Annotated in this window: 14 protein-coding genes; 3 read left to right on the forward strand and 11 right to left on the reverse strand. The window is 67.7% G+C overall.

The window, feature by feature from the left end:
* Positions 1 to 18: 18 nt before the first annotated feature.
* The 3 genes from ACGRVM_RS06695 to ACGRVM_RS06705 all read left to right on the forward strand — a co-directional run bounded on the left by ACGRVM_RS06695 (position 19) and on the right by ACGRVM_RS06705 (position 2,004).
* Positions 19 to 234 carry a cytochrome oxidase subunit III gene (locus tag ACGRVM_RS06695; RefSeq protein WP_394624030.1) on the forward strand — a complete coding sequence of 72 codons (216 nt, stop codon included), beginning with the start codon at positions 19 to 21 and terminating at the stop codon, positions 232 to 234.
* Positions 234 to 1,076: an EamA family transporter gene (locus ACGRVM_RS06700; protein WP_377172801.1), complete on the forward strand. Its 843-nt coding sequence runs from the start codon at positions 234 to 236 to the stop codon at positions 1,074 to 1,076. Before ACGRVM_RS06695 ends, ACGRVM_RS06700 begins: the two co-directional genes overlap by 1 nt.
* Before the next feature lie 124 nt (positions 1,077 to 1,200).
* Positions 1,201 to 2,004, forward strand: a complete 804-nt coding sequence (locus ACGRVM_RS06705) for a hypothetical protein (RefSeq protein WP_377172800.1) — start codon at positions 1,201 to 1,203, stop codon at positions 2,002 to 2,004.
* A gap of 72 nt (positions 2,005 to 2,076) precedes the next feature.
* Here ACGRVM_RS06705 and ACGRVM_RS06710 read toward each other — a convergent pair whose 3' ends face one another.
* The 11 genes from ACGRVM_RS06710 to ybgC form a co-directional block, all read right to left on the reverse strand.
* Positions 2,077 to 2,667 carry an MOSC domain-containing protein gene (locus tag ACGRVM_RS06710; RefSeq protein ID WP_377172799.1) on the reverse strand — a complete coding sequence of 197 codons (591 nt, stop codon included), beginning with the start codon at positions 2,665 to 2,667 and terminating at the stop codon, positions 2,077 to 2,079.
* A gap of 116 nt (positions 2,668 to 2,783) precedes the next feature.
* On the reverse strand, positions 2,784 to 3,491 hold the full coding sequence (locus tag ACGRVM_RS06715) for a methyltransferase domain-containing protein (RefSeq protein WP_377172858.1): 708 nt from the start codon (positions 3,489 to 3,491) through the stop codon (positions 2,784 to 2,786).
* 83 nt (positions 3,492 to 3,574) lie between these two features.
* Complete coding sequence (ftsH, locus tag ACGRVM_RS06720) at positions 3,575 to 5,494, reverse strand: ATP-dependent zinc metalloprotease FtsH (RefSeq protein WP_377172798.1); 1,920 nt, start codon at positions 5,492 to 5,494, stop codon at positions 3,575 to 3,577.
* Positions 5,495 to 5,574: 80 nt separating this feature from the next.
* Positions 5,575 to 6,816 (reverse strand): tRNA lysidine(34) synthetase TilS, encoded by a 1,242-nt coding sequence (gene tilS, locus ACGRVM_RS06725; RefSeq protein WP_377172797.1) that lies wholly within the window; start codon positions 6,814 to 6,816, stop codon positions 5,575 to 5,577.
* A complete protein-coding gene (locus tag ACGRVM_RS06730; RefSeq protein ID WP_377172796.1) occupies positions 6,813 to 7,694 on the reverse strand; it encodes a tetratricopeptide repeat protein in 882 nt (293 codons plus the stop codon). Before ACGRVM_RS06730 ends, tilS begins: the two co-directional genes overlap by 4 nt.
* 68 nt (positions 7,695 to 7,762) lie before the next feature.
* Positions 7,763 to 8,284, reverse strand: a complete 522-nt coding sequence (gene pal, locus ACGRVM_RS06735) for a peptidoglycan-associated lipoprotein Pal (protein WP_377172795.1) — start codon at positions 8,282 to 8,284, stop codon at positions 7,763 to 7,765.
* 119 nt (positions 8,285 to 8,403) lie between these two features.
* A complete protein-coding gene (tolB, locus tag ACGRVM_RS06740; protein WP_377172794.1) occupies positions 8,404 to 9,726 on the reverse strand; it encodes a Tol-Pal system beta propeller repeat protein TolB in 1,323 nt (440 codons plus the stop codon).
* Positions 9,727 to 9,900: 174 nt separating this feature from the next.
* Complete coding sequence (locus ACGRVM_RS06745) at positions 9,901 to 11,040, reverse strand: energy transducer TonB (protein WP_377172793.1); 1,140 nt, start codon at positions 11,038 to 11,040, stop codon at positions 9,901 to 9,903.
* Positions 11,041 to 11,098: 58 nt separating this feature from the next.
* Positions 11,099 to 11,575, reverse strand: coding sequence for a protein TolR (gene tolR / locus ACGRVM_RS06750; protein WP_377172792.1), 477 nt, complete (start codon positions 11,573 to 11,575; stop codon positions 11,099 to 11,101).
* 3 nt (positions 11,576 to 11,578) lie between these two features.
* Positions 11,579 to 12,274, reverse strand: a complete 696-nt coding sequence (tolQ, locus tag ACGRVM_RS06755) for a protein TolQ (protein ID WP_377172791.1) — start codon at positions 12,272 to 12,274, stop codon at positions 11,579 to 11,581.
* A gap of 120 nt (positions 12,275 to 12,394) precedes the next feature.
* The gene (gene ybgC / locus ACGRVM_RS06760; protein ID WP_377172857.1) at positions 12,395 to 12,817 is read right to left on the reverse strand and encodes a tol-pal system-associated acyl-CoA thioesterase; all 423 of its coding nucleotides are present in this window, start codon (positions 12,815 to 12,817) and stop codon (positions 12,395 to 12,397) included.
* Positions 12,818 to 12,894: the final 77 nt, after the last annotated feature.

Consider the following 12,894-nt stretch of genomic DNA (forward strand, 5'->3'; position numbering starts at 1 on the left):
GTGGAATAAATATTTAACGTGCAGAATATCAAGCCCGCCCCGTCCAAGCAACAGGAGCCTGCATCCGATATGAGCGATCATCAAATCAACTTTCTGGGCTGGGGTCTCTTTCTCGTCTCGGCTGTCGGCTTCTGCATCGCGAGCATCGGGCATTTCTGGGCGATGTTCGGCTCGGTCTTCTTTCTCGTCGCCTGCCTTGTTTTCATGATTCCCTATTTCCGGAGCCCTTCCTGATGGCATCGCTCGCATTCGGCCTCGTCGCCGCGCTCTGCTGGGGCATTCACGATATCTGCGTGCGCTACGTCTCGCAGCGCGGCGGCATCCTGCCCGCTCTGACCACGGTGCTGGCCATCGGCACCATCGTGATGGCCCCCGCTGCGATCTTCATGGGCGATTGGGGCGCGATGAGCAGCAAGGCGATGGCGCTCTCGGTGGCGAGCGGGCTTGCCTTCACGCTGGCCTATCTCGGGCTCTACAAAGCGTTCGAGATCGGGCCCGTCCGGCTCGTCGCGCCCATCATCGGCGCCTATCCAGTGCTCTCGGTGGGCTGGGCCGCGATGGCGGGTCAGGAGGTCGGCGCGGACCAATGGCTCGCCGTAGGGGCAGTCATCGCGGGCGTCGCCATCGTCGGCATGCTCACCTCCGAGTCGGCGAGCCAGGGCAACAAGCGGGCCGCGATCCTCTGGGCCGTGCTCGGCGGCGCATCCTTCGCGGCGACCTTCGCACTGGGTCAGGCCGCCGCCCATGCGGGCAGCGAGGGGCCGGCGATTCTCGTCACGCGCATCGTGGCCGTGGCGCTGGCGGTGGTCATGATGCTCGCCTCGGGCGGCATCCGCTGGCCCGCGCGCGGCGCGCTGCCGCTCCTTGGCATGATGGGCGTGCTCGACTGCATCGCGCTCGGCATCGTGATCGCGGCGGCGAGCATGGCGCGCCCGGAATTCGCGTCGGTCGCGGCCTCGACCTTCGGGATGATCACAGTGATCCTCGCCTGGGCGATCCTGCGCGAGCGTATGACGGCGGGTCAATGGGGCGGCGTCCTCCTCACCTTCTCCGCCATCGGCTATCTCGCGCTCTGAGCGATCATGGAACGCCGGGGGCGGGGTCTTCGTTGATCCTCCATCATCGCGGGCAGCGCATCGCCGCCCGTTCCAAATCACACGCCCCGCCCCTTGCGGCGCGGCAGAAGGAGGAGGACATAACATGAAACGCATCATCACCCCCGTATTCGCATCCGCCACGCTGATGGCCGCCGTCCCGGCGATCGCCGCCACCGACGCCGAGAGCGACATGATGGCCGTGTGCGACGGCGCCCTGATGGAAGCCGACAAGAACGCTGACGGCAAGATGAGCGGCGACGAGATCGACGCGCTGGCCAATGCGCGCTTTGAGCAGATCGACGGCAACGACGACGGCTCGATCAACCGCGAGGAGTTCGTCTCCTGCATGATGGGCGAGCGCAAGGCCGAGCAGGAGAAAGCAGCCGCCGGCGAGACGGACGGCACCTACGAGGTCGGCAAGTGGAGCGATCTTTCGGACAGCGACAAGATGAGCGCCGCCGAATACGGCGAAGTCGCCGAAAAGGCGTGGTCCGAGGGTGACGAGAAGATGAAGAACGCCACCGCGCGGATGGACGGAAGCGAGACCGAGAGTGCCGAGGGCTTCGCCAATGCCGCCACGCAACGCTTCAAGTCGCATGACACGAATGGCGACGGCGTCATCACGCAGGCCGAATACGAAAGGCCCGCAACCGAGGCGGAGTTCGACGAAAAAGCGCTCGAGCGCCAGTTCGACGAGAAGGATGCCGACAATTCGGGCGCTATCTCGCCGCAGGAATATCGCTCGGCCGCGACATGGGCGCATGGCGCGATGGGTGCCGACAAGGCGTCGGAAGCCGCCCAAGGCTCCGATGACAAGGCCGATGACAAGGACGGAGACGAGACGATGGAGCGTGATGCCGAGACCGACGGCGTGTCGGTGGTCCGCTACTACATCCTGACCTATTGATCGGCTTTCGCCAGAGCACCAAAATCAAGTCCATGCCCCGCCGGATGTCCGGCGGGGCATTTTTCGTGCGGTTCAGCCACCGGGCGCCCAGGCACGTTGATCGGGCACGAAAAGGCGCAGCTCGTCACCGATCGCGAGGCGGCCACCGCGCTCGACCCAGGCCGTGACGCCCCGGCGTCCGTTCGCCGCGCCCTTGAAGGGCTTGCCCTGCCCCGGCAGATCCTTCTCGATCTCGAGCGCGGGATAGACGCAAGGCCGGTTCTGCATGTCGATCACGATCGACGCACCATCCGGCCCCTGAAGCCGCGACGACGGGGGCATATGGCTGAAATCCGGGATGCCTTCGATCACCATCGACGCGCCGAGCCAGACGGGGTCGAGCGCATCCAGCCCCATCTCATCCGCGATCGCGGCCAGCTCTTCGGCGGAGAGGATGCTGAGCTGGCGCGTATTGGCGATCTCGGTGCCTTTCGGGAATTGATTGGTCACGCGGCTACAGGACGGGCGTGTGCGGCCCGAATGCACCTCGTCCGACATGCCGGCGAAATCGAGCTCGATCGCCTCGCGCGGCGCCGAGCGGATGCCCTCCCGCCCTTCAGCGGGCACGACGCTCCCGAGCCATGTGACGCGAGCGGTGTGAGAGGTCAGTTCGAGTGCGGGCATGAGAGGGGCTCCGGGGCTGAAATCAACGCGCCACCTTTGCGCGCGCATCCGAAGCTGTCAAATGCCGTTTCACGCGCGCCGCCACCTTCTGCGACACGCGCCGCCTTCGGCCCGCGTCAGACCGTCAGAGCGAAGAAGAGGCGTCGAAACGGGAAGAGTACGGTGCCATCGCCGCGGACGGGATAGGCGCTGTGCATGACCTCCTCGTATCGCGAGATCAGCGCCGCGCGCTCGTCCTCGTCCAGCGCATCGAGAACCGGGCGCGCATAGGTGCTCTCGGTGAAACGGCGCACGGGGTGGCTTCCCGCCTCGGCGGTAAGGCGCTGGTAATACTCCGTCTCCCACATGCGGAACCGGCCCTTGGGCGCCAGCATCGTGTCATATTCGACAGGCGCGAGCACGCCCGGCCCCGAGCGCGTATCGACGCGGCCGGGAAAGAGATCCTCAACGAGCGTGAGCCACACGCGATGCGAGGGCGCGTTGTTCTGATGGGGAAGCTGCACGGCGAGCGTGCCGCCCTTGCCCAGCATCGCGGCGAGCCGCGGCATGAGCGATGCGTGATCGCCGATCCAGTGCAGGACCGCGTTCGAGAAGATCAGACCGGGCGCGCGGCGCGGGTGCCAATCGCGGATATCGGCCTGGCTGAGGCTGCTGTAATGGCGCGACTGGCGCGCCTTTTCGAGCATCGCGGGCGAGGCATCGACGCCGATCACCTCGCGCCCCATCGCCCGCTCGGCCAGCGCCGCGCCCATCTGGCCCGCACCGCAGCCCAGATCGACGATATCGCCCGCGCCCATCTGGCCCACCGCGTTGAGAAGGTCCATCGCCGGGCGCAGGCGCAAGTCCTGAAACCGCGCATAGGCGCGCGGGTTCCAGTCCGATCTGGGCGGGGGGGCCGCAGTATCGCTCACGCCGTGGGTTCCGGCTCCAGACCGCCGCTCTTGCCGCGCGGCGTCTTCGGCTTGGTCTTGGGAATGGCCGTCAGCGAGGGCGCGCTTCCGGTATCCGAGCCTTCGTCGTCATCGCCCGATTGCGGCGGCTCGCCGCGCGCGACGCGCTGGATCTCTTCGCCCGTCAGCGTCTCGTATTCGAGAAGCCCCTGCGCCAGACGCTCCCACTCGTCCTTCTTTTCCATCAGGATACGGTGCGCGGTCTCGTAGGCCTCGTCGATCATGCGCTTGACCTCATCCTCGATCAGCTCCTTCGTGTGAGCCGAAATCGAGAAGCTGCCCGCGCCGTTGCCCATGTAGCCTTCATGCGCCTGCTGGTAGTCGATGTTGCCGACCTTGTCGGACATGCCCCAGCGCAGCACCATCGCCCGCGCAAGGCCGCTGGCCTGCTGGATGTCGCCCGCAGGGCCGTTCGACACATCGTCGGGCCCGTATTTGATGATCTCGGCAGCCTTGCCCGCCATCGTCATCGCGAGCTTCTGCTCGCATTCGGACTTGTGCCAGTTGAGACGGTCGATCTCGGGCAGGCTGACCACCATGCCGAGCGCGCCGCCGCGCGGAATGATGGTGGCCTTGTAGACCGGATCGCATTTCGGCAGCGCGAGGCCGACGATGGCGTGACCGGCCTCGTGATAGGCGGTCTTTTCCTTCTGGTCCTGCGTCAGAACCATCGAGCGGCGCTCGGCGCCCATCATGACCTTGTCCTTGGCCATCTCGAAATCTTCCATCGCCACGAAGCGGCGACCGATCCGGGCGGCCATCAGCGCGGCCTCGTTAACGAGGTTGGCGAGATCCGCACCCGAAAAGCCGGGCGTGCCGCGCGCGATGATGCGCAGATCGACATCGGGGCCGAGCGGGGTCTTGCGGGCATGCACGCCGAGGATCTTCTCGCGGCCCTTGATGTCGGGGTTGGGCACCGTCACCTGGCGGTCGAAACGGCCCGGACGCAGCAGCGCGGGGTCGAGCACGTCCTTGCGGTTCGTCGCCGCGACGATGATGACGCCCTCGTTCGCCTCGAAGCCGTCCATTTCCACCAGAAGCTGGTTAAGCGTCTGCTCGCGCTCGTCATTCCCGCCGCCATAGCCGGCGCCACGGTGGCGGCCCACGGCGTCGATCTCGTCGATGAAGACGATGCAGGGCGCGTTCTTCTTGGCCTGTTCGAACATGTCGCGCACACGGCTTGCGCCGACGCCCACGAACATCTCGACGAAGTCGGAGCCGGAAATCGTGAAGAAGGGCACGCCCGCCTCGCCCGCGATGGCGCGCGCCAGCAGCGTCTTGCCGGTGCCCGGAGGGCCGACGAGCAGCGCGCCCTTGGGGATCTGACCGCCGAGGCGGCTGAATTTCTGCGGATTGCGCAGGAACTCGACGATTTCCTCGAGCTCTTCCTTGGCCTCGTCGATGCCCGCGACGTCATCGAAGGTCACGCGGCCCGATTTTTCGGTCAGCATCTTGGCCTTCGACTTGCCGAAGCCCATCGCGCCGCCTTTGCCGCCACCCTGCATGCGGTTCATGAAGTAGATCCACACGCCGATCAGCAGCACGAAGGGCAGAAGCGACAGAAGGAAGGTCTGGAAGCCGGATTCCTGCTGCGCCTTGGCGTTCACGGGAATGTTCTTGTCGATCAGCGTCTGGGTGATCTCGGCATCGGTCGGCTTGATCGCGACATAGTCGCGCCCGTCCGTCTTGCGGAACTGCACGTTCTCGCCATCGAGCGTCACGCTCGTCACCGCGTCTTCGTTCACGGCGGCCACGAATTCGGAATATTTCACCGACTGGCTCTGGAGCGATCCGCCGGAGCCGCTGAAGAGGTTGAACAGCGCCAGAACCAGAAGGAACAGGACCAGCCAGAAGGCGATATTGCGTGCGTTGCCCAAGAAAACTCTCCTAAACATTCGATTGCCAGCGGACATAGCACGCGGGCCATGCCTCTTAAATAGAGATCATGCCCCGCTCTTCAATGCGATAATAGGGATGCGGTCAAATCACGCAGGGTCCGGCAGGGTGTCGCCGCATAGCCATCGGCCCGCCCGGCGAGCGGCGCAGAGAGAAGCGCGCCCGCGTGCCAGAGCGCGGGCGAGGCGTCGATCGATGCGGCTGGAAGGCCCGATGCGCGCCAGTCGGGGCAGAGCGCGCGTCCTTCGGCGCCGAGCGCGGCGATGTAGGCGCCCTCGGGCGCGGGCGGTCCCACAAGGGTCCAGCGCCCGTCCCAGATCGTGCCAGGATCCGCCCTGATCCCCGCAAGCGCGCCGCCTTCGCGCGCGAGGCGGATGCTGCCCTTCGAATGCGTGATGCGGCATCCGGCGAGGGTCGTGCCCCGCCCCTCCTTCAGCCGCGCCAGGGCGCGCGTCACCTCCGGCCCGCGCGCGACGCCTCCCGCGATCCAGCCGAGCCCCGCCGCAAGGATGCGCCGCGCGATATCGGGGCGCAGCGCGGCGAAGCCGTCCGCATCGAGCAGCAGATCTCCCAGCTCGGCGCGGGCGATGCGCCCGGCCTCTTCGGCGGCGTAATGGCCGAGCGTCGCGCGGGCTTCGGCCAGATGCGCCGCGACATCGGCGAGGCTCGCGGCGCCGAGGCCCAGCGGCGCGAGATGCACCAGCGCCCGGCGCGCAGCGGTGCGGCGATAGGCCGGATCGTCGTTGGACGGATCCTCGATCCAGCCGATGCCCCGCGCCGCGAGCCATGCGCGCAGATCTTCGCGAAAGGCGCCGAGCAGAGGGCGGTGCAACACCGTGCCATACGCGCTCCGGCGCGGCTGCATCGCGGCGAGACCGTCGACGCCCGCCCGACGCGCCATCCGCATCAGAAGCGTCTCGGCCACATCGTCGGCCGTGTGCCCCAGCGCGACGCCCGCAAGCCCATGACGCGCGGCCCAATCGCCGATCAGCGCATAGCGCGCGGCGCGTGCGGCGGCGGAAAGGTTCCCCTGCCCGTCCCAGTTGTCCCACACGAGGATATCATGCGCGATGCCCAAAGCCTCGCACTGCCGCGCGACGCCCTCGGCCTCCGCGGCGGCCTCGGGCCGAAGGCGGTGATCGACCGTGACGCAGCGCAGCGGCGCCCCGCCCCAATCGGCCATGAGATGCAAAAGCGCGACCGAGTCGCTGCCGCCCGAGACCGCGATGCCGAGCGGGCGGTTCTCGGCGCCGAAATGGGCGGAGATATGCTCTTCGAGAGCCGCGCTGCCGCCTTGTGTCACTGGCAGGCGAGCGTTTGCATCTCGCCGCGCGCATCGGTGGCGGATTGGCTCGCCGCGAAGCGCGTCTCGACCTCGCGGAGCGTCTGGCAGGCCGCATCCTGCTGGCCGAGGGCACCGAGGGCGCGGCCGAGACGATAGAGGGATTCGGCGGCTTCCGGGCCTTCCTTGTCGGCGGAGAAGCCGTCGAGATAGGCCTTGGCGGCGTCCTTCACATTGCCCTGCTGCTCGAGCGCCTTGCCGCGCGCGAGAAAGGCCTGCGGGGCCAGCGGGCTGCCGGGATAGGTCGTGAGGAACGTGCCGTACATCTCGGCGGCGCGGGCGGCGTCGCCCGATGCCATCGCCTCGGCGGCGGCGTCGAAATCATCCTGCTCGCCCACCGCGAGCGCGCCGGTCGCCGTGCCCGTGCTTGTGCTCGTGCTCAGGCCGGTCTCGGTGCCTGTGCCGCCGCCCTGGTTCGAGGATTCGATCATCGAGCCGCCAGAGGTCTCTGGCATCGCGCCGCCGCCCAGCGTCGTCGTCTCGCCCAGTTGCGAGGTATCGCCGCCCTCGAGTTCGACGAGGCGGAACTCGAGATCGCCGATGCGGTTCGTGCCGTCCGACACCACGCGGTCGATACGCAGCTGCATGTCCTCGGTCCGCGCGGTCAGGCGCTGAAGCTCGCTTTCGATCGCGCCGACGCGGTCGAGCACCGAGCCCGAGGTGTTGAGCTGCCCCGCCGCGCCGGTCGTGCTCAGCTCGCGCTTGAGCTTCTGAACCTCGACATAGAGCACCGCCAACTCCTGCCGGATATCGGCGAGGGTGGCCTCGCGGTCCTGCGCGGCGGCGGACACGGGAAGGGCGAGTGTGGCGATCGCGATCAGGGCGAGGAAGCGGCGCATAATCGGGGCTCCGGTCGGGTTGAAAGGAAGATGTGGCGCGCCCCGCCACCGTGCGGGGCGCCGCGCGATCAGCTGCTGGCGCCGCCGACCGAGATTACCGTCACGGCGCGGCGGTTCTGCGCATAGCACGACTCGGCCGAGCAGATCTCGATCGGGCGCTCCTTGCCGTAGCTTACCGTCTTGAGCCGCGAGACGGGCACGCCCTGGCTGATGAGATACTCCTGAACCGAATTGGCGCGGCGCGCGCCGAGCGCGAGGTTGTACTCGCGCGTGCCCTGCTCGTCCGCGTGGCCTTCGATGATCGCGCTGTAGTCGCGGTTGGTGAGCAGCCATTGCGCCTGACCGTCCAGCGTGCGCTGCGCGTCGGGCGTCAGGTTGAACGTATCGACCAGAAAGAGAACGCGGTCGCCGACCGTCTGCTGGAAATAGGCGGGCGAGGTCGGATCGCTGGCCGAGCCCGCGACGATGCCGCCATTCGCGCCCGCCGCGCCGAGGCCGGCGCCCGCGTCGTCGCCGAAACGGCCCGGGTCGGTGCAGGCGGCCAGGGTCAGCCCGGCGCCCAGAAGGATCATCGTCTTGAGAAGGGTCATGGTGTTGCCTCGTGGAATGTTATGGATGCGCGAACAATGCGTGGTCTTTAGCCTGTTTGTAGCACGTCGCGCGATGCAATGGAAACGCCGCGCGACGCGGTTTTGCGGGGGCCGCGGCCCTATTGGAGGGGCGACCAAGAAGGATCGCTCGCGCCCGTGGCGGTGGGCACGCGGCGCAGGTTCCGTCCGGTGATATCGACCGAATAGAGCCCCGCGGCCCCATCGGCGCCTTGCGTCTCGCGCGTGAACATGATGACGCGGCCGTTCGGTGCCCAAGTCGGCCCCTCGTCGAGGAAGGACGCGGTCAGAAGCCGCTCCTCGCTGCCGTCGGTGCGCATGACGCCGATATGGAAGCGCCCGCCCGTCTGCTTGGTGAAGGCGATCAGATCGCCGCGCGGCGACCAGACGGGCGTGCCGTAATTGCCCTCGCCATTCGAGATGCGCCGCGCCTCGCCGCCGCCGGCGCTCATGATGTAGAGATGGTTGCGCCCGGTCCGGTCGCTCTCGAACACGATCTGGCGGCCATCGGGGCTGTAGCTGGGCGCGGTCTCGATCGAGGGCGCGTTGGTCAGCCGCGACGAGGCGCCGGAATTGATGTTCATCGTGAAAAGGTCGGTATTGCCGCCGCTTTCGAGCGAATAGACCACCGTCTGCCCATCAGGGGCGAAGCGCGGCGCGAAGCTCATCGTGGCGTCCTGCGTGGGCAATTGCCGACGGTTCACGCTGGCCACGTCGAGCACGTAGATGCGGGGAAAGCCGCTCTCGTAGCTGGTGTAGAGGATGCGGTCGCCCGAGGGCGAGAAACGCGGCGCCAGCACGAGCGAAGAGGAATCGGTCAGATAGGTCACGTTCGCGCCGTCGTAATCCATGATCGCCAGGCGCTTGGCGCGCTGATCCTTCGGACCGCTCTCGGCGACGAAGACGACGCGGCTGTCGAAATAGCCGCCTTCGCCGGTGATGCGGCTATAGACCTGATCGGCGATCTTGTGCGCGATGCGCCGCCAGCCCTGCACGGTGCCGACGAATTGCTGACCGCTGCCCAGCTCCTGATCCGCGAAGACGTCCCAGACGCGGAATTGCACCGTGAGGCGCCCCGACGCGTCCACATCGACCGAGCCGGTCACCAGCGCCTGTGCGTTAATCGCTTTCCAATCCGCGAATTGCACCGGGCTCGAAAAGCTGGTGATGCGGCTGATATGCGCGCTGGCCGGGATCTCGCGGAAGAGGCCCGTGCCGCTCAGATCGGCGGCGATGAGGCTCGAGATGTCCTGCGCCGCCTGCGCCCCGCCGCCCGTCGAGACGAAGGTGGGCACGGCGAAAGGCAGCGGCTCGATCACGCCTTCGGTGATTTCCAGCCTCAGCGGCCCCTGCTGCGCAGCGGCGGGCAGCGCGGTGAGCGCCGTGAGAAGAAGGGCCAGAAGGGCCGTGAAACGTGCCATCATTCTATCCTCTTGGGTTCGGGTTTCGGTTGCGGCCGGACATGACGCCAGCTTGCATGGGATCGGGCCGGAAGGTCAAAGCCTGCGCCGACGAGGCGCGGGACTGCGCGGCGCGCCGCCTTCCGGGGTGGATGGCGGCGCCTCTGGACCGCATGATAGGGGGCATCACGCGCACCATCACTTGATCCTCATGTTCTCGGGATTGAACACAAGTTCGACATTCTGCCAGCTTGCGAACTTGTCCGCCGGCAGCGGAAAGCCTCGCGCGCCGCAGCGCAAGATCGCCCGGCGGGCGGCCTCGTAGGCCTGCTGCGCCGATCCGGCGGTGCCGCCACTGCTGTCGAGCATGCGCAGGCTCGATTCGATCGGGCGCGCGTCCTGGGACATCTCGAAGGCGACGGTCACGGTGGTGCGCAGGGCATCGCTGCTGAGCGAGCCGGTATTCCAGCAATTCTGCACCGCGATGCGCAGCCCGTCCTTCTCGCCCGCCGTGAGCGGCGGGCCGGCATTGATGCCGGGCGCGGCATCGGCACTCGTGGCGCCGCCCAGCGCGGCGGCCAGAGCGTCGTTGACGCTCGAGCTGTCGGTCTGGGGCGCTGGCGCGGGTTCGGCCTCCGGCTCGGGCTCCGGTGCGGGCTCCGGTGAGGGTTCCGCGGCGGCGGTCTGCGTTTCGGGCTCCGGCGTCGGTGCCGGAGTGGCCGGGCGCAGGTCCTGCGGCCGCGTGCGGGGGCGCACGGAATTCAAGGGCGCGGGCGGCTCGTCGCTTTCCTCGGCCTCGGTCACGATCTCGGTCGCGGCGGCCTCGGGCGCGGTCGCCTCGGCTTCTTCCTGCACCACCTCAGCGGGCTCATCACTCGGGACGGCTTCCTCGCGGACGACATCGTCGATGGCGGTGTCGGGCTCGGGCGCCTCGACGGCCTGCGGCGCGATCCGCTCGGCGGGGCGCTGCTGCGGGCGCGGCGAGCTTTCGGGGATGAGCGCGGCCATGTCCTCGGCGGGCGGCTCGATCGCGGGGGCCTCGTCGCTCACCTCGGCCTGCGGCGTCTCGGCGGGCGGCTCGGGGACGGGATCGGGCGCGACTTCAGGTGCGGGCGCGGGCGCGGGCGCCTCGGGCGCGACATCGGCCTCGCTCGAGAGGTCGGGCGCATCCTGCGGCACGTCGGGCGCCTCGGGCGGCGCGATGTCGCTCGTCTGTTCGGGCGCGGCGCTGCGCGAGAGGATCTCGGCATATTCCTCGGAGCTGACGGCGGTGACCTGCACCGCGTCGAACTCGAAATCCCGGTCCGGGATCATGCCGCCGAACACGACCCAGGCCATCAGGCCGAGATGACATGCCCCCGATATGATCTGACCAGTGTTCACGCGGGCCGCCGCCTCAATTCGCCGGCGCGTCCAGCGCCGGACCGCCGACATCCGTCACGAGGCCGATATTCTCGAACCCGCCCCGATTGAGCGCACCCATCACCTGAACCACGTCCGCATAGGGCACCGCGCCGTCCGCGCGCAGGAAGATGCGGTTGCTCTCCCGCTCGGCGGCGATGGCACGAAGGCGCCCGATGAGGTCTTCGCGCGGCACTTCGGTGGTCTGGATCGACACGACCCCCTCGGCGGTGATGGTGATCGTCAGCGGCTCTTCCTGCTCGCTCGGCAGGGAGTTGGCCGCCGTCTTGGGCAGCTCCACCGGCACGCCCACGGTCATGAGCGGCGCGGCCACCATGAAGATGATGAGCAACACCATCATGACGTCCACGAAGGGCGTCACGTTGATTTCGGACATGGCGCGCGAGCGGCCGCGCGACCGTCTGCGCCGCTTGCCCCCGCCGCCTGAATTCTGAGTGACGCCCGCACCCATGGCCTAGCTGTCCAACTGGCGGCTGAGGATCGTGGCGAATTCGTCCGCGAAGGCCTCGTAGCCGGCGACGATGCGGTCGCTGTCAGCGCTCAGCTTGTTGTAGTAGATGACAGCGGGAATAGCCGCGAGAAGGCCGAGCGCGGTGGCCAGAAGCGCCTCGGCGATGCCGGGCGCCACGACGGCGAGGCTGGTGTTCTGCGAGGCCGCGATGCCCACAAAGGCCTGCATGATGCCCCAGACCGTGCCGAAGAGGCCGACGAAAGGCGCGGTCGAGCCGACGGTCGCCAGCACCGGCAGGCCCGCTTGCAGCGCCTCGGATTCCTTGGCGATCGCGACATCCATGCTGCGGTCGATGCGCGCCGTCGCGCCCGCGATCATGCCGCCGTCCTGCCGATGGCTGCGCCGCCACTCCATCATGCCCGAGGCGAAGATGCGCTGCGACTGCCCGTCCGGATCGGTGCCGATCTGCTCGAAAAGCTCGTCGAGCGGCTCGCCCGACCAGAATTGACGGTCGAAGGCGTCGGCCTCGGCACGGGCCTTGCGATACATGATGATCTTCTGGATGATGATGGCCCACGCCCAGAAGGACGCGAAGATCAGCATCAGCATGACCACTTTGACGATGAAAGTGGCCTGCATGAACATGCCCCACATCGAGAAATCGATCTGGTGCGCGACTGCGAGTGTTTCTGCTTCCATTCTGCCTGCTCATTCTTATTGCGCGGCTGCCCGTTCCGGGCCGCGATCATTGGGCGCAAATTACCCGATCGCTCGAGCGATTGCCAATAACATCGCCGCTATTCCGGCGAAATCGCGCGCTCAGTGCAAAATCAGGCGGATATTCGCCGGAAGCCGTGCGGGATGGCCGGTATCGGTCAGGCAAACCACGGTGACGGTCGCCGTGAAGACCGGCTCGGCGCCGCGCAGAACCTGCTGGCGCAGCACGAGGCGCGCGCCCGAAACCGATTGCACCTCGGTCAGCACCTCGAGCCGGTCGTCGAAGCGCGCGGCCAGCAGATAATCGCACTCGATGCGGCGGACGGCGAAGACGAGGTGATCGCGCTCCTTCATCTCGCGCTGATCGATGCCCATCCCCGCCACCCAGTCGCTGCGGGCGCGCTCGATGAACTTGAGGTAGTTGGCATGGTAGACGATGCCGCCCATGTCCGTGTCCTCGTAATAGACCCGCACGTCGAAGCGGTGCGGCGGGCGGGCGTCCCGGGACTGCGTGTCGCTTGCCATGATCGCGGCCTTTCCTGTCTCGTCGGGCATCGGGGCGCATTAAGCATCTTCGGCCGGCACGGCGCAATGCGTGGGGC

This window comes from Roseovarius aquimarinus, assembly GCF_043661195.1.
Taxonomy (GTDB): domain Bacteria; phylum Pseudomonadota; class Alphaproteobacteria; order Rhodobacterales; family Rhodobacteraceae; genus Roseovarius; species Roseovarius aquimarinus.

Coding starts and splice junctions, on each gene's coding strand:
- ACGRVM_RS06700 (WP_377172801.1), top strand. CDS start 234: ATGGCATCGCTCGCATTCGGCCTCGTCGCCGCGCTCTGCTGGGGCATT.
- ACGRVM_RS06705 (WP_377172800.1), top strand. CDS start 1,201: ATGAAACGCATCATCACCCCCGTATTCGCATCCGCCACGCTGATGGCC.
- ACGRVM_RS06710 (WP_377172799.1), bottom strand. CDS start 2,667: ATGCCCGCACTCGAACTGACCTCTCACACCGCTCGCGTCACATGGCTC.
- ACGRVM_RS06715 (WP_377172858.1), bottom strand. CDS start 3,491: ATGGACCTTCTCAACGCGGTGGGCCAGATGGGCGCGGGCGATATCGTC.
- ACGRVM_RS06730 (WP_377172796.1), bottom strand. CDS start 7,694: ATGCGCCGCTTCCTCGCCCTGATCGCGATCGCCACACTCGCCCTTCCC.
- pal (WP_377172795.1), bottom strand. CDS start 8,284: ATGACCCTTCTCAAGACGATGATCCTTCTGGGCGCCGGGCTGACCCTG.
- tolB (WP_377172794.1), bottom strand. CDS start 9,726: ATGATGGCACGTTTCACGGCCCTTCTGGCCCTTCTTCTCACGGCGCTC.
- ACGRVM_RS06745 (WP_377172793.1), bottom strand. CDS start 11,040: ATGGCCTGGGTCGTGTTCGGCGGCATGATCCCGGACCGGGATTTCGAG.
- tolR (WP_377172792.1), bottom strand. CDS start 11,575: ATGGGTGCGGGCGTCACTCAGAATTCAGGCGGCGGGGGCAAGCGGCGC.
- tolQ (WP_377172791.1), bottom strand. CDS start 12,274: ATGGAAGCAGAAACACTCGCAGTCGCGCACCAGATCGATTTCTCGATG.
- ybgC (WP_377172857.1), bottom strand. CDS start 12,817: ATGGCAAGCGACACGCAGTCCCGGGACGCCCGCCCGCCGCACCGCTTC.